The following is a 21542-nucleotide window of genomic DNA, read 5'->3' on the forward strand; positions in this document are numbered from 1 at the left end:
GCTGGCCGGGACTTCTGACGGGATGGTGGGACCGAAGGGCCCGCTGGGTATCCTTCCTCATTCGCGTTGAGCGGACTTGACCCCTGAGCGAACCAATGAGCGAGATGCATGCACCGGACAGCAACGAGGGGTTGGAGTCTCTTCAAAGTCGGATCGCTGAGCTGGAGGCGGAGAACCAGCGCCTTCGCAGCAGCAGCGAACCTGACCGGCAGTCCAAACCGGCCGACAACGTGCCTGCCGCCGTGCCGATGGAGTCGGCCAGCGAAGTGGCCAGCATCCAAGAAGGGGACGTCACCCTTCGACGGCTGGTCCAACGCATCGCGATGATCCTCCAAGCGGAGAAGATCGTCATCATGTTCTACCAGGCCGAGGTCGGCGAACTGGTCGCCATTCCGCCCGCCTACGGCGTCGAAGAGTCGAAGCTGGAGAAGTTCAAGGTCCGCGCGACCCAAGGCATCACCGGCCAGGTGTTCCGTGACGGCGAGCCGCTGATCTTCCACAACGCGGACGACGACCCCCGCACCCGCAAGGACTTGGTCGCCTTGATGCACGTCCAGAACGGCATCACCGTCCCCTTGGTCATCGAGCGGCGCGACGAAGAGAACCGGATCGTCGACCGCACCACCATCGGTGTCTTGCACGCCTTCAACAAGCGGCACGGCGAGGACTTCAACGACGAGGACGTCCGCCTGTTGGAGCGCATGGCCCGCAACGTCGGGTCGATCATCGCCAACCTGCAGCTGTATAAGAAGGTCGTCGAGGAGCGAGAAGAGCTTCTCCAGACTTTCGAGAGCTTGACGAGCGGCCTCGTGCTTGTCTCGCCCGACGCGCGGATCAGCCAGATCAACCAGAGCGCACGGGCGATTTTCCGGCTGGGCGCCGACGTGGTCGGCAAGCATGTCTCCGAGGCGTTTCCCGAAGAGAGCTTGAACGCCTTCATGGTGATGGGCGCGGCAGGCAACGAACCAGATCCCTATGAGGTCAGCCTTGACTTCCATGGTGTCGAACGCATCTACACCGTGCAGGGCGCCTTGGTGAAGAACGAAGAGGCCAAAAACCTGGGCTTCGTCGTCATCTTCAACGACGTGACCGAGGCCAAGAACATCGACAAGATGAAGTCGAGCTTTGTCGCGATGGCCTCCCACGAGCTCCGCACGCCACTGACCGCCATCAAAGGCTTCAGCAGCACCCTGCTCGAGGGCTTGGACGACAACCTGTATTCCAAGGAAGAGAGCAAGGAGTTTCTTGGCATCGTGGTCAGCGAGTGCGACCGGTTGCGCCGTTTGATCGACGACTTGCTCAACACGGCCCGGATCGAGGCGGGCGAGTCGCTCAAACCCAACTACACCAGGTTCGCCGTCGTGCCGCTCGTAGAGAAAGTCGTGCGGGTCCAGAACCAGGCGTCGCACCGGCACGAGGTCAAGCTGCAGATCGTCCCCGAGGGCATCCCCGACAGCATCATTGGCGACGAGGACAAGCTCGACCAGATCCTGACAAACCTTCTCAACAACGCGATCAAGTACTCGCCCGAGGGTGGTGACGTCATCGTCCACCTGAAGCGTGAAGGGGACGAGGTCGTCTTCGGCATCGAGGACCACGGCATCGGCATCCCTGCCGACCACCTCTCCAAGGTCTTTGAGCGGTTCCACCGGGTCAACAACGAGGACAACCGGAAGATCTACGGCACCGGCCTTGGCCTCTACCTCGTCAAGCACTTGGTCGAGACCGTCCATCTTGGCCGTGTGTGGGCAGAGTCCGAGGTCGGCAAGGGCTCGACGTTCAAGGTCGCGATCCCAGTGGAGCTCGACCTGGAAAAGGCGAAGGAACTCAACGACTGAAGATGCTGCAAGCGGTGGTCTTCGACTTCGACGGCCTTATCGCTGACACGGAGTCGAACGAGTACGCGGCGTGGCAGTCGGTCTATGCCGACCATGGGTGCGACCTTGCGCCCGAGGACTGGGCCAAAGCGGTCGGAGCGGGCCCGACCGCCTTTGACGCTTTCGAACACCTGGTCGTCCTTTCCCGACAAGACCTGGACAGGGCGGCGACCATGGCCGAATGGGCTTCGCGTCGAGACCGGCTGAACGAAGGTCTGCTGCTGCTCCCCGGGGTCGAGGCCCTGCTCGACGCCCTGAGCGACGACGGCGTGTCGGTCGCGGTGGCGTCAAGCTCGCGGCGGGATTGGGTGGAGGGCCACCTGGCCCGGCTTGACGTGCTTGAGCGGTTCGCCGCCGTCGTCACCCGCGACGACCACGCACCCAAGCCAGCCCCCGACCTCTACCTGGGCGCATGTTCTCGCCTTGGGGCGGAGCCAACTGCCTCTGTTGCGCTGGAGGACTCTTCGAACGGTGTCTTGGCCGCGAAGCGGGCGGGCATGGCCGCAGTCGCCGTGCCCAATGCGGTCACGAGGGACTATGACTTCTCCTTGGCCGACGTGGTGGTCGACTCACTCACCAAGGTCGACGTCACGCTGCTGCGGGGCTTGGTCACGCGAGACTAGGCCGGCGCGTCGATCTTGGCCAACTCGGCCTTGAGCCGGTCGATCGCGACCATGGCGGCCGGGTCGCGTCCGGCCAACGCGGCCATGTAGACGGAGACGTAGTCGCCGAAATGGGCGAGGGACAGCATCCGCGCCAGCAGGCTCTCACCGAATCCGCTCGCCTTGGCAAACGAGGTCTTGCCTTCGATGAGTTCAAATGTCGCCGCGATCCGGGCGAGCATGCGCGGGCTCTCGTCGCCGCCGAGCATGAGGACGGTAACCCACGCGTCGACGCCTTGTTCGCCCGACCCCTCCCAACCAAGGATCTCGTTGTGGCAGAGCTCAGGGAAGACGTGGGTGAACACCATTTCTTTGGCGTTCTCGTTGATCTGTCCCTTCCAGCGGTTGGCGACCCCGGCCTGCCAGGCCCCCGCGGCGTACAGGAGGCCGACTTTGCCGCTGAGCTTTTCGGCGAGTAGCTTGGCTTCGTTCCCGGTGGTGGGACGGTCGAGACCGAACCGGTCGCGGGCTTCAAAGAGCGTGGCGACGACACCCTCGTAATCTTGCCGGGGCAGCAAGCCCAGTTTGTCGCTGATGAAGACGACCGGCACGAGCATGTAGCCGAGGGCGGTGCGGGGCGGCTGGCCTCCGGGGACCGTGACACACGTGAATCCGTCGGCCTTTGCCTTCTCTGCCAACTGGCCGCCGCTCGTCACGGCGACGACCGTGGCGCCGCGAGACTTTGCCTCGTCGTAGGCGGCGAGAGTCTCCTCGGTGTTGCCGCTGTAGCTGGTCGCAAAGACCAACGTCGACGGCCCGACCCAGTGGGGCAGGTGGTAGTCGCGGTTGACCTGGAAGGGGACGCTGGACTGGGCGTCGAAGAGACCTTTGGCAAAGTCTCCTCCGGCCGCGCTGCCGCCGAGGCCGGTGAGCACGACCGACGTGACGCCCGGCAGGGCGTCGGGCAAGTCGGCGCCCCGGACGATCTCCAAAGTGCGGAGGCACTGCTCAGGAAACGCCTCGACCAGCCCGACGAAGCCGGACGGGTCGTGCTGGGTGACGGCGGAGCGGTCGTCGAGGAGGGGCATTTACTCGTCGGCGAAGGGGTCGTACTCGTTCTCTGCCGGGGCGGTCCCGGTGGCGCGGGCGGAGGAGCCGCCTCGCGGTGCGCCGTCGTCGTCACGCGGCCTGTCCAGCCCCTGGACGCTGTCGGCGACGATCTCGAAGGCTTCGCGGTTCTGGCCCTCTTTGTCGGTGTACTTGCGCGACTGCAGTCGGCCGTCGACGGCGACAAGCCGCCCCTTGGAGAGATAGTTGGCGACAAACTCGGCGGTCTGGCCCCAGGCGCTGATGTTGAAAAAGTCGGCGGTCGGCGAACCGTCCGTCGGCTTGACCCGCTTGTCCACCGCGATCGCGAAGTTGGCCACCGACTTACCGGAAGTCGTCGACCGAAGTTCGGGGTCACGGGTCAGCCGGCCGATGAGGACGACGCGGTTCAGGCTCATGCCTTGACCTCGGCGGGAGTCTCGGTCTCGGGGCCACGGGTGAGGATCGTGTGGCGGATGACCTGGTCGTTGATCCGCATGAGGCGGTTGAGCTCGGCGGGGACGTTGCCGGGGGCCTCGAAGTGCATGAGGATGTAGTTGCCCTCGCGATGGTCGTTGATCTCGTAGGCAAGCTTCCGCTTCTCCCAAAGACCGGCCGACTCGACCGTCCCTCCGTTCTTTTCGACGACGCCTTTGAAGTTGTCGGCGACGGCCTGGACTTCCTCGCTGGTGAGCGAGGCGGGGACGATATAAAGCGCTTCGTACTTGGACGTCTTCATGTTGTTTGGCTCCCTATGGCCTCTGTACAGTGCCCGGCCCACTGGCCTGGCACAGAGAGCGTGAGACAGTGCGCCAAGATACCCGGACCGCCCGGTCGGCCCTGGGTTCCCTGATTTTCACCTTTCCTCAGGGACCATGGAACCTCCCGCATCCTTCGTCCGGTAAGGACACTTAGCTTTGCTTTCGCAAGGTGGGGGATTCATGAAGAATATCCGTTCTAAGCTGGTTGTAGCGGCTGGAGTAGCCGTTGCTGTGACAGGTGTCATGATCGCCAAGGCCCAGTTCGTCAGTCTTGACGGTAGTGCCATGCACGTGGCGTCCAACCCGGTCGATTCAGCCCAAAAGGTGACCAAAACCTTTGACCATGTGCCTGCCCGGGAGGTCGTGTCATGGGCACGCTCCCGCAATCTGCCCATCTCCATCGCCGACTCGGACATCCCGGACCGCGACGTCACCTTGACCCTGACCGACGTCGACCCCGCGGACGTCGGCCCGCTCCTCGCCAGCGCGATGGGCTTACAGGCGAAGAAGGAGGGGGACAAGTACGTCCTTTGCCCGGCTGGATTCCCGGAGATCGTGGCGGGCAACTTTGACATCCCCGAGGTCCCCGAAGTCCCGCAGTCGGCGGAGGCCGTCCCTGTCCCGCCGGTCGAGATGTTCGCGGAGATCCCCCAAGTCTTTGACAAGATCAAGAAGGAGATGGGGGTCAAGGACCTTAAGGACATCGAACAAGCCGACGAGAAGACAAAGCAGCGCTTCAAGGAACTTGTCGAAAAACACATGGGCGAGTGGTCCAAGCAGTTCGAGAAGAAGTTCGACTCCAAGGCCTTTGAGAAGCACATGGAAGCCTGGGGCAAGGACTTTGCCAAGAAGTTCGACTCGCCCGAGTGGAAGGCCAAGATGGAAAAGCTGGCCAAGGAGATGAAGGCCCATGCCGGTGAAATGAAGCTGGACGGTGAGGCTATGAAGAAGCTCCACCAACAGATGGAGCAGTTGCAGAAGGGCTTTGCCGACGGCAAGACGGGCCGCAGCTTCGGCTTTGACGCGAAGGCCTTGGCTGAACTTGGCCGACATAGCTGGCTCATTGGCCCGGGCGGCCAAGTGACCGTCGTCGGTCCGGACGGCAAGAAGCAGGTCATCGACCTTCGGTCAAAGGGTGGCGACGTTGTGATCACGATCGACAAGGACGGCACCTACAAGGTCACCCGCCCCGAGGTGAAGAAGGCGACGAAGGTCAAGTCAGGGTTCGACGGTCACACGTTGGACATCGACCGCCACTTCACCATGGACCAAGACAAGGCCCGCAAGATCTTGGACAGCCTGACCGACGGCCAAAAGAAGATGATGGCGGACCAGGGGTACCTGACCCCGGCCGACCTGACCCCCGCTCAGCGCGAGCTGCTGGGTGACATGGGTGACGGTGAGTTTGAGTTCGCGTTCTCGATCGACGGCAAGCACCTCCGCATCAAGAACAAGGAACGCAAGGCCGCTGGCTCCGTGGGTGTCTAGGCCCGGCCCCGCCTCGATGATGTCCGTCCGGGTGCCTTGACTGGCCCCGGGCGGACTTCCTTTACTATTCCAACGAGGTTCCGTTGACCGAGAGGGCGAACCGGTAGCCCATCATGTTCGCCGAGCGGCGGCACATGACCATGCGGGACAGGAAGATCTCGAAGTACTCCATCACGGTAGCGAACGACGTGTCGATCTCCAGGGCAAGGAGAATGGTCTTGGCATGGGCGTCGAGCTCGACGCGGCTCTTCTGGACGGCGTAGTTCACGCGGTCGTGGATGTCGAAGGTCTCTATCACCGGGTTCTGGACACGACTGAAGTGGACGTCGCCCTTGTCGGCGATGATCAGCGAGGCCGACATGATGCTGACGGGCTGGCCGACCAGTTCCTCATGGTTTCCGATCGCCCCCAGGATCGGCGTGATCTCTTCCGTCGGCATGCCCATCTCGTTGAGGACGTTGTAGGCCAGTCCGGCGCCGGAGATCGGGTGGTTGTTGCGGTTGATCGAGTTGCCGATGTCGTGGAGGTAGGCCGCGATGGTGGCAAGTTCGACTTGCCGAGGCGGCATCTCTAGTCCCTCCATGATGTAGCGTGTGATGCCGCTCACGACGTCAGCGTGCCGCTGGCCGTGTTCGGTGTAGCCCATCGCCCGCATGACGTCGTTGGCACCGGCGATCAACGCCCTGACCTTTGGGTTAGTCTTAACCCGCTTGAATGTCACTGTCCGACTCTCCGTTCTCTCGGTGGCCGGCACGAGGGTTTCTTCAGGGTTGGACATAAGGTTTGTGCCTGCCGTCGGCGATCCGGTTCAACCAATAGGTCAGGCCGTGGTCCTTATCGTCAGCACCGACCCGGGCGATGTTGTAGGGGTTGAACTTCTTACTCTTGGGCGAGTAGGCGGGCTGGTCTCCGGCCAGGCACGCGTCGGTGTGCTTGTACCGCTTGCCCTTGTACTCAAACCCTTTGGTCAGCAACGTCATGTCTTTGGGCTTGATGCCGTAAGGGTAGCAGAACGAGTCTGCCTCCATGCCCAACGCCTCGATCATGTCGATACAGGCTCCCATTTCCTTGACGACCTGTTCTTCAGAGAGCTTCTTGAGGTTCGGATGGGACATGGTGTGTGATCCGACCTGGCACCCCCAGGCCTTGAGCATCTCGATCTTTTTGGCGACCCACTTCTTTTGGCCAAACGGTCCGTTCGCGTTGACAAAGAATGTGGCCTTGACGGGGAAGTCAGGATGCTTGGCGGCAAAGGCCATCCAAATGCCGACGAAGCACTTGGGGTCGACGGTGCCGTCCTCGAGGATGTTGAACTGGTCGCGGTGGGAGTCGTCGAACGTCATGACGACGGGAGACGCCCCGGGGGCGAGTTTCATGTCGTCATGGACGTACTCCCGCATGGTGACGGGGCGGAACCCCATCTTGTAAAAGCGCAGCAGGTCGTTGCGGAAGTGTTCGTACGACCGGAACATGTACTTCTCGGTCGGCCCGATGTGGTGGTACATCGGCACGATCACCGACCCTTCGGTGTTGCCCTTTCGTTCGGTGACCCGGGCAGGCTGGGTGAACACCTGGGCGGGCCGGGCGGCGACAGGGGTGTGGCTTGCCAGGGCTCCGACCAGAACAGCGGCGCTCAGAATCCGGGCCAGGGTCAACGTCCCGACCTCATCACGTCGATCTTTCCGGCGAACTCGTGCACCATGGCCTCACTGTTGTTCAGGGACGGGCTCTCGGCGAAGACGTGGAACACGGGCTCAAACGAGTCGGGTAGCACTAAGACCCAAGAGTCTTCGTCGTAGATTTTGATACCGTCAACCAATTCGACCCGGGCACCTTGGCGGCTCTCTTCGCTCAACTTGCGCATCACCGTGCCCTTCGTCTCCCAGGCGCAGGGTATCTGCCGGTACGCCAGGTGGAACTCCGGCAGGGTGTTGACCAGGTCGTTGAGCGGTGTGCCGGCCGCCTGGAGGAGCCTCGCGAAGTGGACGAGGGCGAACATCGCGTCGAAGCCGGGATGGAGGTTGGGGAAGATGAACCCCCCCGACTCGTTGCCGGCAAAGTCGACGTTGTCGGCCGCCGCGGCCATCAGGTCGCGCACGCCCGAGCGGCACCGGACGGTGGTCGCCCCATGCTTGGTGAGGAGCTCCTCGAGCCGGTTGGGGGCGGTCACGCTCATCGCGATCCGCGCCCCTGGTTTCGACCGGGCCACGAGAAGGCACATCGCGGTGAACAGGGTGTTGCCCACCACCCGAAGCCCCTTGTCGTCGACCAGGTGGAGGGATTCACCCTCTTGGGTGACGAGCACGCCCATGTCGTAGCCGACCGAAGGGACGATACGCGACAGGTTGTCCAGGTGGCTGTCGATCTGGTCCCGCCGCCTCGGGGCCGACCGGGCGTCGTTGAAGGAGTTGAGGCTGATGACCTCGAAGCCGACCTGCGACAGGATCTCGGGGAAGATCGTGCTGACCGAGTTGAACCCATAGTCGACAACAAGGCGGATGCGGCGGTTTCCGGGTTCGGGCAACTTGAGTTTGAAGTCGCGGGTGTAGGCCTCCACCGGCTGGACCGCCTCGACCATTTGGCCGAGGTCGTCCATGTCGGCCCGCCGGAAGTCCTCGCGGAAGAAGCTGGCCTCGACTTTGCGTTCGACGGCGCGCGGCAGGTACGCCCCGTTGGAGTCAAAGACCTCCATGAGAGTCAGCTTGGTATTGCCGGGCAGCTTGCGCACGTTCACCGCTCCGGCCCCGCCCATGAGGCAGGTGTGATGCCTGGTGATGGGGACAGGGAGGCCGTGCAGGTCGACCACGCGGCATCCCGTGCTGAGCAGGCTCGCCATGACGCTCCGCTTGATCATCCGGGAACTGCGGCTGCTGTCGCGGCTGCTGACGACCAAGCTGCCGGGCGGGAGCACCGACCCGTAGGCCAAGGCGAACCGCGTGGCGAACTCCGGCGTCATCTCGATGTTGCTGATGCCGGCGACCCCCAGGTCGCGGAACAGGGTGCCGCGCCAACGGTTCCCGGTCACGAGCGACATCGTGACCGTGCTGCCCCGTTCGATCGTCTTGTCGGGCCAGACTTTGACCCGGGGCCGGATCGTGCAGCCGACGTCGATCAGACAGCGGTCTCCGACGACCGCGTCCTCGTTGATCCGTGACTCGCGCTTCACGGTGACCCGGCTGCCGAGGGTGGCGCTCTGGACTTCCACGTCCATGCTGATGTAGCACCGGTCCCACATCACGCTCCGCTCGATCTGGGCGCGCTCCTCGATAAGGCACGAGTCACCGACGACGCTGAACGGGCCGACCTTGGCCCCGCGTTTCACGCGGCAGTTGCTCCCGATGCACACCGGGGCGACCAGCTCGGCAAGCGGGTCGACCACGGTGTCATGGCCGATGTGGATGCCGGGGGCGGTCCGTTCACCGGGGATGTTGAGCTTCGTCCGACCCTGCAGGACATGGGCTTGGGCCTCGCGGTACTGCTCCAAGGTGCCGATGTCGGACCAGTACTCGCCCATGATGTAGCCGTAGAGAGGCTTGCCCTCGCGCAAGAGCTGGGGGAAGATGTCCTTGCTCCAGTCGTAGTTCTTCCCTTGCTCCATGTAGGCGAAGATCTCCGGCTCGAGGATGTAGATCCCGGTGTTGACCGTGTCGCTGAAGACTTCGCTCCACCCCGGCTTCTCCAGAAACCGGAGGACGCGGCCTTCCTCGTCGGTGATGACGATGCCGAACTCCAACGGGTTGGGCACGCGGGAGAGGACGATGGTGGCCAAGCTGCCCTTGGCCCGGTGGAACGCGACCGCCTTGGTGATGTCGCAGTCGGTCAGGGCGTCGCCGCTGATGATGACAAATGTCTCGCCCTTCAGGAGCACCTCGGCTTGCTTGACTGCGCCGGCCGTGCCCAAGGGGTTGTCCTCGATGCTGTGGGTCATCGCCACGCCGAAATCGCTGCCGTCGCCGAAGTAGTTCTGGATTTCGTGGGCCAGGTAGTGGACGGTGGTGACAATGTCGGTGATGCCGTGCGCCTTGAGGAGCTCGACAATGTGCTCCATGATCGGCTTGTTGGCGACGGGCACCAAGGGCTTCGGGCGGTTCGCCGTGATCGGCCTTAGCCTCGTCCCCTCTCCCCCCGCCATCACAACAGCCCTCATCGTCGAGTCACCCTGCCTGTCCAGGATTGTGTAACAAATGTGCGGGTAAATCGACGGGATCGGCGGAAGGCCCTTGTCGGGCGGTGTTTAGGTTCGCGAAAGGTACATTGTGTGTCCACATGCTCGACCGCAAGCTCGTCCGCGAACAGCCGGAATTCGTCCGCGCCCAGGCCGCCCGCAAGGGTGTCTCGGCCCCGGTCGACGAGTTCCTGCGCGTCGACGGTGAGTGGCGGGCGACCAAAAAGGAACTCGACGACCTGAGGGCAGAGGCCAAACGGGTGGCCGACTCCATCGGGGCCCTGCGGGCGGCCGGCAAGACCGAAGAGTTCGAAGCGGCCCGGGCCAAAACGGCCGAAATGAAGGGCCAGCAGAAGGTGCTTGAGGAGAAGGAGCGGTGGCTTGAAGAACAGCTCCGCGAAGTCGAACTGCAGTTCCCCAACCTGCCCCATGCGTCGGCACCTGACGGAAAGGACGAGACCGAGAACCCGGTGGTCCGCACGTGGGGCGAGAAGCGCGCCGAGCCGAGCCGACAGCACCAGGAGATCGCCGCGGACCTCCGCCTCTTCGACGCCGAATTGGGGGCCAAGGTCAGCGGGAGCCGGTTTGTCGTCTACACCGGGGCCGGGGCCAAGCTGCTGCGGGCGCTCGCCAATTTCATGGCCGACCTTCAGGTGCGCCAGAACGGCTACTACGAGGTGTCACCGCCAGCGCTCGTGCTGGGCCAAAGCCTGGAGGGGACCGGCAACCTGCCCAAGTTTGCCGACGACCTCTATAAGGCCGAGGGAGAAGACCTGTGGTTGATCCCGACCGCCGAGGTGCCCGTCACCAACCTGATGCGCGACACCATCCTGGACGGGGCCCGACTGCCCGTCAAGCTGGCCGCCTACACGCCGTGTTTCCGGCGCGAGGCCGGGGCCGCGGGCAAGGACACCCGGGGCATCCTGCGCATGCACCAGTTCGACAAGGTCGAACTTGTCAAATTCGTGACACCCGAGACGTCGTACGACGAACTGGAGGCCCTTGTGACCGACGCCGAGGACGTCCTCCAGGCCCTTGGCCTCCACTACCGGGTCATCGAACTCTGTACCGGGGACATGGGCGACAAGGCCGCCAAGATCTACGACCTGGAGGTCTGGGCCCCCGGCGAAGGCCGCTACCTGGAGGTCTCGAGCTGCGGCAACTTCGAGGCTTTCCAGGCTCGTCGGACGAACATCCGCTTCCGGCGTGAGGCCGGGGCCCCGCCCGAGTTCGTGCACGTCTTGAACGGGTCTGGCCTCGCCGTGCCGCGTCTGATGGTGGCGTTGCTGGAGACGTATTGGCGTGACGGCCACGTCGAGGTGCCCGCCGCGCTGGTGCCCTATATGGGCGGCGACCGGATCGACGCGCCGGCCAGCCACCCGTTCTAGCCGCGACGCTGCAGAAAGGCATGGACACCTTTCTTGTTGCTCGTCACGATGTCTTGCCTGCCGTCACCGTCAAAGTCCGCCACGACGAGACCGGTGCCGACGCCGCTGTCCTCGTCGACCACGACCGGCTGAAACGTGACCGACCGGTCGCGGGCCCGGCGACCCCGTAGCCAATACAGGCGGGCCGGGTCGCGGGCGCCGGGGTCGTTCCATGCGTGGGCCCAGAACCTTTTGCCGGTGACGATGTCGGGAACCTTGTCTCCGTCCAGGTCGGCCATGACCAGGGCGTGGGCCGAGGCGACGAGTCGGGGGAAGAGCTCCTTGATGAGGAACGTACCGTCCCCCTGCTGGACGGCGGCCCACACGCCGTAGTTGTGGGCGGAGCTGGCCACGACGTCCGCCTTGCCGTCGCCGTCGATGTCCAGCACGGCAAGCTGGGCGGCCGGCCCGCCCAGCTTGGCCGGGTGGAAGGGCCACGGCCCCGCCGCCCCGCGGCCCGCCCGGGGCTGCTCCCACCAGCCGTCCACCGTCACGACGTCGTCCCGCCCGTCGCCGTTGATGTCGCCGACGCCAAGCCCGTGGGAGAACCGCTGGGTTCCGGGGACCTCGTGGCCCGGGGTCGACGGCCCGCTGACCGGGTGGGCCCGCCACTCGCGGCCCGGTTCGAGCCAAACCATCTGGCCCTGGTTTTCCTGACCGTTTGGTTGGGTCCCGCACACCAGCACAGGCTTCTTGTCGCGGAAGAGGTCGACGAAGAGCGGTGACTCGTTGCACACGCTGGGCCAGGCGACGTTCTCCTTCCAGTGGCCGGGCTTGCCCCTCGGGTTGGCGTACCACTTGGCCGCCGTGCCCGGATAGCCGACCGTGATCTGGTCGACCCAGCCGTCGCCGTCCACGTCGCCCGCAAAGACCGCGAACGCCTCGCTGTAGGTCGAGAATCCGTCGCCGAGTTCCAGCGGGGGCCGGATTTCGTGCCGCTTGCGCGCGGCACCGTCGTACCAGTAGTCGCCGACGAGGATGTCGGGCTTCTTGTCGCGGTCGACGTCGGCCACCGCGACCGCCTCCGACCGGAAGGCGGGGTCGACAACGACATGCTGCCAGGTCACTGGCGGCGCCAGCAGTATGGCGGTGAGCATGCCGCCATACTACTGCGTCGCGGTTCAGACTTCGGCGAGGACGGTGATGATCTCGAAGGGACGGTAGGTGAGCCTCACCGACCCGTCGACGACCTCAAGGTCTTCCCCGGGCTTCTCCATCAGGTCGGCCAGCCAGGCCCTCCTCACCGGCCGGGCCAGGCTGAGCAGGGCCGTCCCGCGCGAGTTGTGGGCCTCGTAGAGGCGCACGACCAGCTTGTCCGAGTCCTCCGCCTTCTTCACCGCTTCGACAACCAGGTTCCGATCGTCGACCCGCGCCAACTCGGGGGACGTCCCCGCCCCGCCCTTGCCCGCTTTAAGCTTGACCACGTGGGGCTCGGCGTTCACCGCGTAGGCCGCGTCGACGACGTCGCTGTGCTGGACCTGGCCGTAGTGAGGGAGGAGGACGTAGGTGAACCGGTGGACGCCCATGTCGCAGACCGGGTCCGGCGCCTTGGGCGAACGGAGCAACGAGAGCCGCATGACGTTGTCGTGGACGTCGTGGCCGTACTTGCCCGTGTTGATCAACGCCATTCCGTGTCCGCCTTCACTGAGGTCGGCCCATTTTTGGGCGCATACCTCGAACCGGGCGGTGTCCCAACTGGTGTTGCGGTGGGTCGGACGCTCCACGTGGCCGAACTGGATCTCGAACGACCCGCGGGTCGCATTGACGTTGACCGGGAACGCGACCTTGAGCATCTTGTGGCTCTCCCGCCAGTCGACCTCGGTGTCGAAGCGGATCCCCGGGGTGGGGCCCAGGCTGATGCGTTGGCGGACCGTGCTGTCCCCGAACCGCTTGACCAGTTCGACGGCGACCCGTACTGGCCCCTTTTCGACCACCTCGAACGACTCAGACTTCACGAGGTCCCGCGGGGCCTCTTGGCTGTAGGCGTCGGTGTCCCAGGCGTCCCAGAAGAGCGGGCGGTCGTCGAGGATCTGGAAGAGGTTGGCGAGCTTGCCCGGCTGGACGAACTCGACCGGGTCGTCTTCCAGGGTCTGCAGGCTGGTGATGTTGCCGTGGGCGTCGAACTTCACCGACCACTCGTGGCTCTCCAACTTGCGCGGGGCGGCCTTCAAACGGGGCTGGGCGAGGGGCTGGGCGTCGCTGAAGTGGGCCACCGCGACGGCCCCGAGGGCGCCGGTCGGCACGGGGAAGACGAGCTGCCTTTCGCCAAACGCCTCGACAACCTGGACGGGGAGGCTCTCGCCGTCGCACACGACGGAATTCGGTTCCGGCCCGCCGGCAAAGGGCACCGCCGCCTGGCTGGGCACGCGGGCGTTGTGGAAGATGGCGAACGGTTCCTCGACCCCAGCGGGGACGAGCGGCTGTCCCAGGGCGCGGAGCGACCGCTCCACGACCGCCGCGCCGGTCTTTTTGACTTCGGCGTAGTCACGGGCGCTGTCGACGTAGACCTCGCGCACCGACGAGCCGGGGATGATGTCGTGGAACTGGTTGAGGAGGACGAGTTTCCATGCCGACTCCAACTCCGCCGCCGGATAGTCGGGGGCGAAGGCGGCGAGGAGCTCGGCGTCGCGCAACAGGAACTCGCACACCCGGTTGTCGCGTTTGTTGGCGGCCTGGCTCGTGTACGTGCCCCGGTGCATCTCAAAGTAGAGTTCGCCGCTCCACGTGCAGAGGTCTTTGCTCTCTTCTTTGGCCCGGTGGAAGAAGTGGTTGGCCTTGGTGCGGGTCTCGATCGCCGGCATCGCCGGCGCGCTGCGGGCCCGGCGCAGGCGTTCCAGGTGGAACTCGGTCGGGCCGCCGCCGCCGTCCCCGAAGCCATAGAGATAGAGGGAGCGGTCGCTCCGGGACTGGTCGCGGTGCTTCTTGACGCTCGCGACGATCTCGCTGGGGGCGCCGCTGGCGATGTAGGTGTCGGCGGGGGGGAAGTGGGTCCACACCGACGTGCCGTCGATCCCTTTCCACCAAAAGGTGTTGTGGGGGATCTTGTTGGTCTGGTTCCAACTCATCTTCTGGGTGAGGAAGAACTGGATGCCGAACTTGTCGAGGATCTGGGGGATCGCCGCCGAGTACCCGAAGACGTCGGGGAGCCACAAGTCGTCGGTGGTCGTCCCAAAGTGCTTGTGAAAATAGCGTCGGCCATAGAGGAACTGGCGCACGAGGCTCTCCGGTCCGGTGAGGTTGCAGTCTGCCTCGACCCACATGCTGCCGACGACCTCCCACTGGCCGCGCTTGACCGCGCGCTTGACCCGATCGAAGAGCTCGGGCCGTTCCTTCTCCAGCCACTCGTACTGGCTCGCCTGGCTGTGGGCAAAGACGTGCTCCGGATACTTGTCCATCAAGTCCAGCTGGAGCGCGGTGGTGTGGGTCATCTTCAGGTGGGTGACGCTGAGCGGCCAGAGCCACGCGGTGTCGAGGTGGGCGTGGCCGACCGGCGTGATCGTGTGCTTGAGCTCGTTGCCAAGGCTGTCCAGCGCGTCGCGAAGGACTTTGCGGCACCCGGCCAGGCTCTTGGGGCGGCCTCCCGCCCAGAGGTTGCAGACATCGTTGAGGGCCCTCAGGACGGTGGCGTGGGCCGGGTCGTCTTCGGCGACGGCGTTGAGGAAGTCGAAGCAGAAGGCGCAGTCGAAGTAGAGAGCGAGGAGCTCTTCGTCCAGGGCGGCGAGGATGAAGCCGCGGAACACCTCGGGCTTGGCCGTGCGCGGCTTTTCGGGCCGGTGGACGGTGGTCTCGGCGTTGTGGGCGTAGGTCTGGACCAGGTAGTCCAGGCGTGTCGCGCCGCCCGGCAGCCGGAACCAGTTGTGGGCGAAGTCGAGGCCCCCGACGGCGACGTCGCCGGCAAAGACCGTCCCCTCCACCATCTCGCCGCGCTCCCAGGCGATCTCGGGCTTCCCGTAGGTGAGGACCAGGCTTTGCCCCCGGAGTTCGGCAGGGACGTCCGCCGCGACCCGGTACCAGCCCTCTTGGTAGGTCGGGCCCCACACGTCACCCGGCCGTACCGGTTTCCAGCCCTTCGCCGCCGCGGCGTCGGCCGGTGTCGCGCAGGCCTGGACGAGCAGTTCGGCGGGCACGTCCACGGCCGAGTGCAACAGACCCTCGCGCAACTGGAACTCGATGAACTGCCGGACGCGGTCGCGCGTGATCGTCGTGTGCTTGAGCATGGCCCTACCTGGACGGCCCGGCAGTATACTTTTTGCGTTGTGACGGGGTCGGACAAAGGGGAGCGGCGCGTCCACGCCGCCGCACTGGTCGCTCTGTACCTGCGTGGCGGGCCGGGCGGGGCCTTGGCCGGCGAGGCGTCCCGGTGGCCCAAGGTCTGGGACGCGCTGCGTGCCGACGCGCCCACGCTGGGCGCCGTCCCCCCCGCCCTGCGCCGCCGGGGCCTGTGGGCCGAGGCCGCCGCCCTCGACGCCCCCGGGGTACTGTCGGGGGCCCTGGCTCTTGTCGAGGCGTCCCGGGCCGTGACCCCGTCATGCCCGGCCTACCCGGCCCGCTGGTTGGCCGCCCTCGGGACGTCGGCCCCGCCGGCCGTGTGGGCCTCCGGAACGGTGCCGGTGTGCCGCGTGGCCGGGGTCGCCGGGTCACGACGGCCGACGCCGCAGGCCGAGCGGTGGTTGGCCGCCGTCGTCTCCGGGCTCGCCGCGGCCGGTCTCTCGCTTGTATCTGGTGGGGCCCATGGGGTGGACCGTCTCGCCGTCGCCGGCATGGCCCGGGCGTGCGGCGAGGGCCGCGCCGTCGAGGTGCTCCCGTGCGGCCTTGACGCCGCCTCGCCCGCCCCGGGCGTCGCCCGCCTCGCCCCGTGGGCCCCGGACGCGCCGTTCAGCACGGGGCAGGCGATGGCCCGCAACGCCCTGCTCTACGCCGCGTCTCCCGTGACGTTGGTGGTCCAGCCGCGGTTCCGCACCGGGGGCACGTGGGCGGGCGCGGCCGACGCGCTGCGCCGACGCCTGTCGTCGGTGGTCGTGTGGGGCCCGCCGGGGTGCCCGGCTTGTGCCGCCTTGGTGGCCCTGGGGGCGGTCCATGCCCCGGCGGCCCCTGCGGAGGCGGCCGCGTTCGTCGCGGGGCTGGTGTCCCGGCCGGCCCGCCCACCCCAGCCGTCGCTGTTTGGGGCCGGGGTCGTCCGGGAGGCCCTGGGCTCGGTCGCCTAGGGGCGCGCGGCCAGGGCCCCAGACCGCAGGGCGTGGGTCAGGGCGACGGCAAGGGCGTCGGCGGCGTCGTCGGGGCGGGGGGCGGCGGCCAGGCCGAGCAGCTTGGCGACCATGAACTGCACCTGCTTCTTTTCGGCCGCCCCGTGCCCGACCACCGAGAGCTTGACCTCGGTCGGGGCGTACTCGTGGCACGGCAGCCCCCGGCGGGCCGCGGCGAGCAAGACGCACCCGGCCGCCTTGGCGACGTCCATGCCGGTGGTCTGGTTCTTGGTGAAGAAGAGCCGCTCGCACGCCAAGGCGTCAGGGTGGTGCCGGGCCATGACCTCCTCGACCGCGTCGTAGATCGTGGCGAGCCGTCCGCCGATGTCGCCGGGCGGGGTCTCGACGACGCCACAGTCCAGGCAGGCCAGGCGGCTCCCGTCCCGGCGCACCACGCCGTAGCCCAGCCGTCCATAGCCCGGGTCGACGCCGAGGACGGTCAACGTTTGAACTTCCTCGCCAGGGCGTCCTTGGGATAGACCACCGTGATCGGCCGCCCGTGCGGGCACAGGTACGGGTTCTCGGTGCGGGCCAGGTCGTGGAGCAGACGGGTCATCTCGGCGTGGCCCAGGGGGTCACCGGCCTTGACGGCGAGTTTGCACGAGGCGAGGATGTAAACGTCGTCGCGCGTCGGGGTCAGGGCGCCCGGCGGGTTTTCGACCATCTCGTCAAGGATGTCTTTCAGGGCGGCGAGCGGGGGCCGGAACCGCCCGAGGGCGGGCACCGACCGGACGAGAAGAGTCTCGGTGCCGAACGGCTCCACGTCGAACCCGACCTCGCGGAGCTCCCCGAGCCGCGGGGTGACGGCCTCCAACGTGCGGCGCCCCACCACCAGGGTCTCAGGTTCGATGAGCCGTTGGGTCTCGACCGCCCCCGCCCCCCGCGTGTCACGGATCTGCTCGTAGAGCACCCGCTCGTGGGCGACGTGCTGGTCGACGACAAGGAGCGAGGTGCGGTTCTCGGCGACGATGAACGTGTCGTCGATCTGGCCGAGCACGCGCAGGCCGTCGACGAAGCTGTCCGGCGTGGCGACGGGGGGCGGCTCGAAGGCCGGCGTCGACGAGAGCCCTTCGCCGAACGCGACGTGGAAGAGGGCTGCCGGAGGTGCGGCGGCTTCGGGCGACAGGGCGGCGTTGGCGGCGGCGAGGCCCTCCAGGCTGGGCACCGCCCCGCTGGCCAAGACAGCGTCCTTGACCGCCCGGCGGACCGCGTCGAAGACGGCCCCTTCCTGATGGAACTTGACCTCGCTCTTGCTTGGCGAGACGTTGACGTCGATCTGGGCGGGGTCGACCTCGACCATCACCACCGCCAAGGGGTAGCGCTTCTCCGGGGTGAGGGAGCGGAACGCCTGGTCGAGCGCCGCCGTCCCCAGCCTGGAGCGCACCGGCCGACCGTTGACGAACAGCCACTGGTGCGACCGGGTCGGTTTGGTGAAGTGGGGCGGCGAGACCAGCCCCCAGACGCGGGCGTGGCCGTTGAACGTGTCGACGGGCACAAGCCCGCGCGCCGGGTCGCGCCCCCACACCGCCGCCACCGCGTCGAGCAGGCTGCCGGAGCCGGGCGTCTGGAGGACCACGGTGCCCCCATGGCTGAGGCGGAAGGCGACGTCGGGCCGGGCCGTCGCGGCGCGGCCGACGACGTCGGCGACCGCACCGACCTCCGTCGTGTCGCTCTTGAGGAACTTGAGGCGGGCGGGGACGCACAGGAACAGGTCCTCGACGGTGACGGTGGTCCCCTGCGGCCCGCCCTCGACCGCGTCGCGGGTCGTCAGCCCCTCTTCGACGACGAGGACGCGCCGGACCCCGTCGGCCGTGCCGGTCGAGAGGGTCAGCCGGGAGACCGAGGCGATGGACGGCAGGGCCTCACCGCGGAACCCGAAAGACGCGACGCGCAGGAGGTCGTCGGCCGAGCCGATCTTGCTTGTCGCGTGGCGCAGGAGCGCGGCACGGGCGTCCTCGTCAGACATGCCGTGGCCGTCGTCGGAGACACGGATAAGCCGGCGCCCCGCGTCCTCGACCTCGACGTCGACCCGTGTCGCGCCGGCGTCAAGGGCGTTCTCCACCAGTTCTTTGACTGCGGCGGCGGGCCGGTCGACGACCTCGCCGGCGGCGATCTGGTTCACGGTGTGGCTGTCGAGCAGACGCACCCTGCCCGTCTGTCCAGGGGGCTTCAGGGGGGCCGACGCCATCACGAGTCTCCGGAACGCCGGTTGACGCTCCTAAGCAATTGTACGGGACGTTCCGACAATCCCTTTGGGAGCAGCCGCGAGCCCCTTGTCGGCGTGCGGCCCCGGAGTTTTCCACCGCCCATGTTCGCGTTCATCGGGATCATCATCGGCCTGATCGCCACCCTGGTCGGCTACCTCATGCATGGTGGCCAGTTTGGCGTCCTGATCCAGATCAACGAAATTATCACCCTCGTCGGCGCCGCGCTCGGCATCTTCCTGGGCTCGTACGGGATGAAGACGTTCCAGGCGACGATCAAGGCCGTGCTGGGCCTCTTGAAGCCGGAGGCGGGGAAACAAGCCTATCTTGACCTGCTCAAGATGATGTACCAGCTCTTCACCGTCGCGCGCAAGGAAGGCCTGCTGGGCCTCGAGAAGCATATTGAGCGGCCGGAGGAGAGCGACATCATCAAGAAGTTCCCCTCCTTCCTTGGCAACCACCACGCCGTGCACTTCTTCTGCGACACGATGAAGGTGGTCCTCACCGGTGCGGTCGGTCCCCATGACCTCAGCGAGATGATGGAGATGGACCTCGACGTCGCCCACGAGGAGGAGATGGTCCCCGCCGAGGCCCTGCAGAACGTCGCCGACGCGATGCCCGCCGTCGGTATCGTCGCCGCCGTCTTGGGCGTCATCATCACGATGGGCAAGATCGACCAGGGTCCGGCCACCATCGGCCACTCGGTCGCCGCCGCCCTCGTCGGTACCTTCCTGGGCATCTTCATCGGCTACGTCTGCATCGCCCCGGTCAGTAAGTCGGTGGCGGCCCGCGTCAAGTCGGGCGGCATGTACATGAACTGCATCCGCCACGCCCTCTTCAGCTTTGCCCGGGGCGAGTCGCCGATCACGTGCGTCGAGTTCGCCCGACGCCAAATCGAGCCGAGCATCCGGCCCGGGTTCGTCGAGATGGAAACCACGGTGAAAGAGAAGGACGCCGCCTAAGGCAGGGCCATGCAAGACGGCACCCCGATCATCATCAAGAAGGTCAAGAAGCACGGCCACGGCCACCACGGCGGGGCGTGGAAGGTCGCCTATGCCGACTTCGTGACCGCCATGATGGCCTTCTTCATGGTCATGTGGATCCTCGGCATGAGCGAGGACCAAAAGCGCGTCATCGCCTCCTATTTCCGCGACCCCGTCGGGGTCTACGAGGGGTCGAGCAACAACCCGCCCAACCTCATGGACGACAACCCGCCGGTGACGGCGGGCGCGGCCGGTTCGCCGACCTTTGACGCTAACGCCGAGCATGAGCGCAAAGAGGGGGAGAAGGTCAAGAAGGAAGTCGAAGAGAAGATCCAGAAGGACGAGAACCTCAAGCCGCTCCTTCAGACCGGGGCGGTCACGGTCGACCAGACTGCCGAGGGCGTCCAAATCGAACTGATCGAGAACGAGACCAACGGCGAGGTGTTCTTCCAACTGGGCTCGGCGGAGATCCGCCCCAAGGCCCGGGAGCTGTTCAACACCTTGGCCCCCGTCCTTGCCCAAATGAACCGCAAGATGTTCATCGACGGCCACACGGACGCCCGCCCGATGGCGGGCGGCATGGACAACTACGACCTGAGCAGCGCCCGGGCCAACGCGGTGCGCCGCCTGTTGCAACTCGGCGGGGTGAAGGAGGGGCAGATCCTTGAAGTCCGGGGCAAGGCCGACAAGGAGCCGCGGGTGCCCGACGACCCGTACCACTTCAGCAACCGGCGCGTGAGCATCGTGATGCCCTACAAGTACATGAAGCAGGTCAACCTCAGCCTGCCCCAGGCGCCAGCGTCACCCGAGAGCAGCGCGATCGCCCGGGACCCCCGGGGCGTCTTGCCCTCCAAAGACCAGGCCCTGGGGCCGAAGCCGACGGCCGGCGGTGCGAACTAGCCCCTCGGTCCGTCCTCTCCCTTAGCGGATGGCGGAAATCGGCGGGAACCTTTGGGAATACAACATGGCGCGGGTCGTCGTCGTCGATGTCACGGACGACTACCGGCTCATGCAACCGCCGCTCCCCACCGACTGCTACCCTGTCCTTGCCGAGGTGTGGGTCCCCGCGTACGATCTGAAGGAACGGCTGAGCGGGCGCGACCTCGTCGAGGGGTACCTGTACGACTGGCACCAGACCCCGCCCGGGGAGAACGGGGTGTGGTACGTCGGCGTCGTCCAGCGCGCGTTGGTGGCGACCAAAGAGGAGCGGTCCCCGCCCCGGCCCGCTTGCCCCGTTAATTTTGCGGGACCACCCTAAAGAACCGGGGAGGTCGCGCCGTAATGGCACATGTAGGTCAATAGCGACGGACTTGGATGTTCAAGGGCACCCCGGAGGCGACTCCGGTCCGCAAAGCCGACGGGTCTCACGGAGACGGCCGGGCTGCCAAACCAAGACCATCAGCCCAGAGGTCTGTCGTGAAAGTATCGAACGAACAAATCGCCCGCGTCATCGCCGAACCGGTCATCACCCCGGAAGCCAACAAGGTCGACGACGCCGTCATCCGCCTGGTCGACTCCGACCTTGTCCAGTCTGTCACCCGCGACGTGCTGAGGGCCCCTGACCGCGACGCCATGGTCGCCGAGATCAAGGCCAAGGTCGACGCGGGCACCTACCACGTCTCGGCCGACGACATCGTCGACACGATGGTCCGGCGGGCCATCGCCGACCGGATCCGCTAGTCGTCCGCAGGGCCTCCCCGCCCAGA

At 66.2% G+C, this 21542-nt stretch carries 19 protein-coding genes and 1 riboswitch; of the genes, 9 read left to right on the top strand and 10 right to left on the bottom strand.

Annotation, left to right across the window (positions count from 1 at the left end; translation table 11 throughout):
* The first annotated feature begins 95 nt into the window (after nt 1-95).
* Nucleotides 96-1838: a GAF domain-containing protein gene (locus tag KF857_04840; protein MBX3111316.1), complete on the top strand. Its 1743-nt coding sequence runs from the start codon at nt 96-98 to the stop codon at nt 1836-1838.
* 2 nt (nt 1839-1840) lie between these two features.
* Nucleotides 1841-2500 carry an HAD-IA family hydrolase gene (locus KF857_04845; protein MBX3111317.1) on the top strand — a complete coding sequence of 220 codons (660 nt, stop codon included), beginning with the start codon at nt 1841-1843 and terminating at the stop codon, nt 2498-2500.
* On the opposite strand, the gene KF857_04850 is transcribed toward KF857_04845, so the two are convergent.
* Genes KF857_04850 through rpsF form a run of 3 tightly spaced genes read right to left on the bottom strand, consistent with a single transcriptional unit; the run spans nt 2497 to nt 4304 of the window.
* Nucleotides 2497-3567, bottom strand: coding sequence for a bifunctional phosphoglucose/phosphomannose isomerase (locus tag KF857_04850; GenBank protein MBX3111318.1), 1071 nt, complete (start codon nt 3565-3567; stop codon nt 2497-2499). The two genes, KF857_04845 and KF857_04850, sit on opposite strands and share 4 nt — an antisense overlap.
* The gene (locus KF857_04855) at nt 3568-3984 is read right to left on the bottom strand and encodes a single-stranded DNA-binding protein (protein MBX3111319.1); all 417 of its coding nucleotides are present in this window, start codon (nt 3982-3984) and stop codon (nt 3568-3570) included. It lies immediately after the preceding gene.
* Nucleotides 3981-4304 (bottom strand): 30S ribosomal protein S6, encoded by a 324-nt coding sequence (gene rpsF / locus KF857_04860; GenBank protein MBX3111320.1) that lies wholly within the window; start codon nt 4302-4304, stop codon nt 3981-3983. Before rpsF ends, KF857_04855 begins: the two co-directional genes overlap by 4 nt.
* A 265-nt stretch (nt 4305-4569) precedes the next feature.
* Between rpsF and KF857_04865 the strand changes: the two genes are divergently transcribed.
* Nucleotides 4570-5814 (top strand): hypothetical protein, encoded by a 1245-nt coding sequence (locus KF857_04865; GenBank protein MBX3111321.1) that lies wholly within the window; start codon nt 4570-4572, stop codon nt 5812-5814.
* 64 nt (nt 5815-5878) lie between these two features.
* Here the strand turns inward: KF857_04865 and KF857_04870 are convergent, their stop codons facing one another.
* The 3 genes from KF857_04870 to KF857_04880 all read right to left on the bottom strand — a co-directional run bounded on the left by KF857_04870 (nt 5879) and on the right by KF857_04880 (nt 9961).
* Nucleotides 5879-6493 (bottom strand): HD domain-containing protein, encoded by a 615-nt coding sequence (locus KF857_04870; protein MBX3111322.1) that lies wholly within the window; start codon nt 6491-6493, stop codon nt 5879-5881.
* 85 nt (nt 6494-6578) lie between these two features.
* Nucleotides 6579-7469, bottom strand: coding sequence for a polysaccharide deacetylase family protein (locus KF857_04875; GenBank protein MBX3111323.1), 891 nt, complete (start codon nt 7467-7469; stop codon nt 6579-6581).
* Nucleotides 7466-9961 carry an NTP transferase domain-containing protein gene (locus KF857_04880; protein MBX3111324.1) on the bottom strand — a complete coding sequence of 832 codons (2496 nt, stop codon included), beginning with the start codon at nt 9959-9961 and terminating at the stop codon, nt 7466-7468. Before KF857_04880 ends, KF857_04875 begins: the two co-directional genes overlap by 4 nt.
* Nucleotides 9962-10080: 119 nt before the next feature.
* Here KF857_04880 and serS point away from each other — a divergent pair, with 119 nt between their 5' ends.
* Entirely contained in the window at nt 10081-11367 is a 1287-nt protein-coding gene (gene serS / locus KF857_04885; protein MBX3111325.1) for a serine--tRNA ligase, read from the top strand.
* On the opposite strand, the gene KF857_04890 is transcribed toward serS, so the two are convergent.
* Nucleotides 11364-12503, bottom strand: coding sequence for a VCBS repeat-containing protein (locus tag KF857_04890; GenBank protein ID MBX3111326.1), 1140 nt, complete (start codon nt 12501-12503; stop codon nt 11364-11366). The two genes, serS and KF857_04890, sit on opposite strands and share 4 nt — an antisense overlap.
* A gap of 24 nt (nt 12504-12527) precedes the next feature.
* A complete protein-coding gene (locus KF857_04895; GenBank protein ID MBX3111327.1) occupies nt 12528-15623 on the bottom strand; it encodes an alpha-mannosidase in 3096 nt (1031 codons plus the stop codon).
* A gap of 39 nt (nt 15624-15662) precedes the next feature.
* Between KF857_04895 and KF857_04900 the strand changes: the two genes are divergently transcribed.
* A complete protein-coding gene (locus KF857_04900; protein ID MBX3111328.1) occupies nt 15663-16610 on the top strand; it encodes a DNA-processing protein DprA in 948 nt (315 codons plus the stop codon).
* Here the strand turns inward: KF857_04900 and ruvC are convergent.
* Entirely contained in the window at nt 16607-17092 is a 486-nt protein-coding gene (gene ruvC, locus KF857_04905; GenBank protein MBX3111329.1) for a crossover junction endodeoxyribonuclease RuvC, read from the bottom strand. The two genes, KF857_04900 and ruvC, sit on opposite strands and share 4 nt — an antisense overlap.
* On the bottom strand, nt 17089-18795 hold the full coding sequence (gene mutL / locus KF857_04910; protein MBX3111330.1) for a DNA mismatch repair endonuclease MutL: 1707 nt from the start codon (nt 18793-18795) through the stop codon (nt 17089-17091). Before mutL ends, ruvC begins: the two co-directional genes overlap by 4 nt.
* Before the next feature lie 162 nt (nt 18796-18957).
* Here mutL and motA point away from each other — a divergent pair, with 162 nt between their 5' ends.
* From motA to KF857_04930, 4 genes are all read left to right on the top strand, one after another.
* Nucleotides 18958-19815 carry a flagellar motor stator protein MotA gene (gene motA, locus KF857_04915; GenBank protein MBX3111331.1) on the top strand — a complete coding sequence of 286 codons (858 nt, stop codon included), beginning with the start codon at nt 18958-18960 and terminating at the stop codon, nt 19813-19815.
* A 9-nt stretch (nt 19816-19824) separates the two neighbouring features.
* Nucleotides 19825-20736 carry an OmpA family protein gene (locus tag KF857_04920; GenBank protein MBX3111332.1) on the top strand — a complete coding sequence of 304 codons (912 nt, stop codon included), beginning with the start codon at nt 19825-19827 and terminating at the stop codon, nt 20734-20736.
* 28 nt (nt 20737-20764) lie between these two features.
* Nucleotides 20765-21094: a hypothetical protein gene (locus KF857_04925; protein MBX3111333.1), complete on the top strand. Its 330-nt coding sequence runs from the start codon at nt 20765-20767 to the stop codon at nt 21092-21094.
* A gap of 55 nt (nt 21095-21149) precedes the next feature.
* Nucleotides 21150-21225, top strand: a riboswitch (cyclic di-GMP riboswitch).
* Nucleotides 21226-21252: 27 nt separating this feature from the next.
* A complete protein-coding gene (locus KF857_04930; GenBank protein MBX3111334.1) occupies nt 21253-21516 on the top strand; it encodes a flagellar biosynthesis anti-sigma factor FlgM in 264 nt (87 codons plus the stop codon).
* Nucleotides 21517-21542 lie beyond the last annotated feature (26 nt).

The organism is Fimbriimonadaceae bacterium (assembly GCA_019638795.1).
Classification (GTDB): domain Bacteria; phylum Armatimonadota; class Fimbriimonadia; order Fimbriimonadales; family Fimbriimonadaceae; genus JAHBTB01.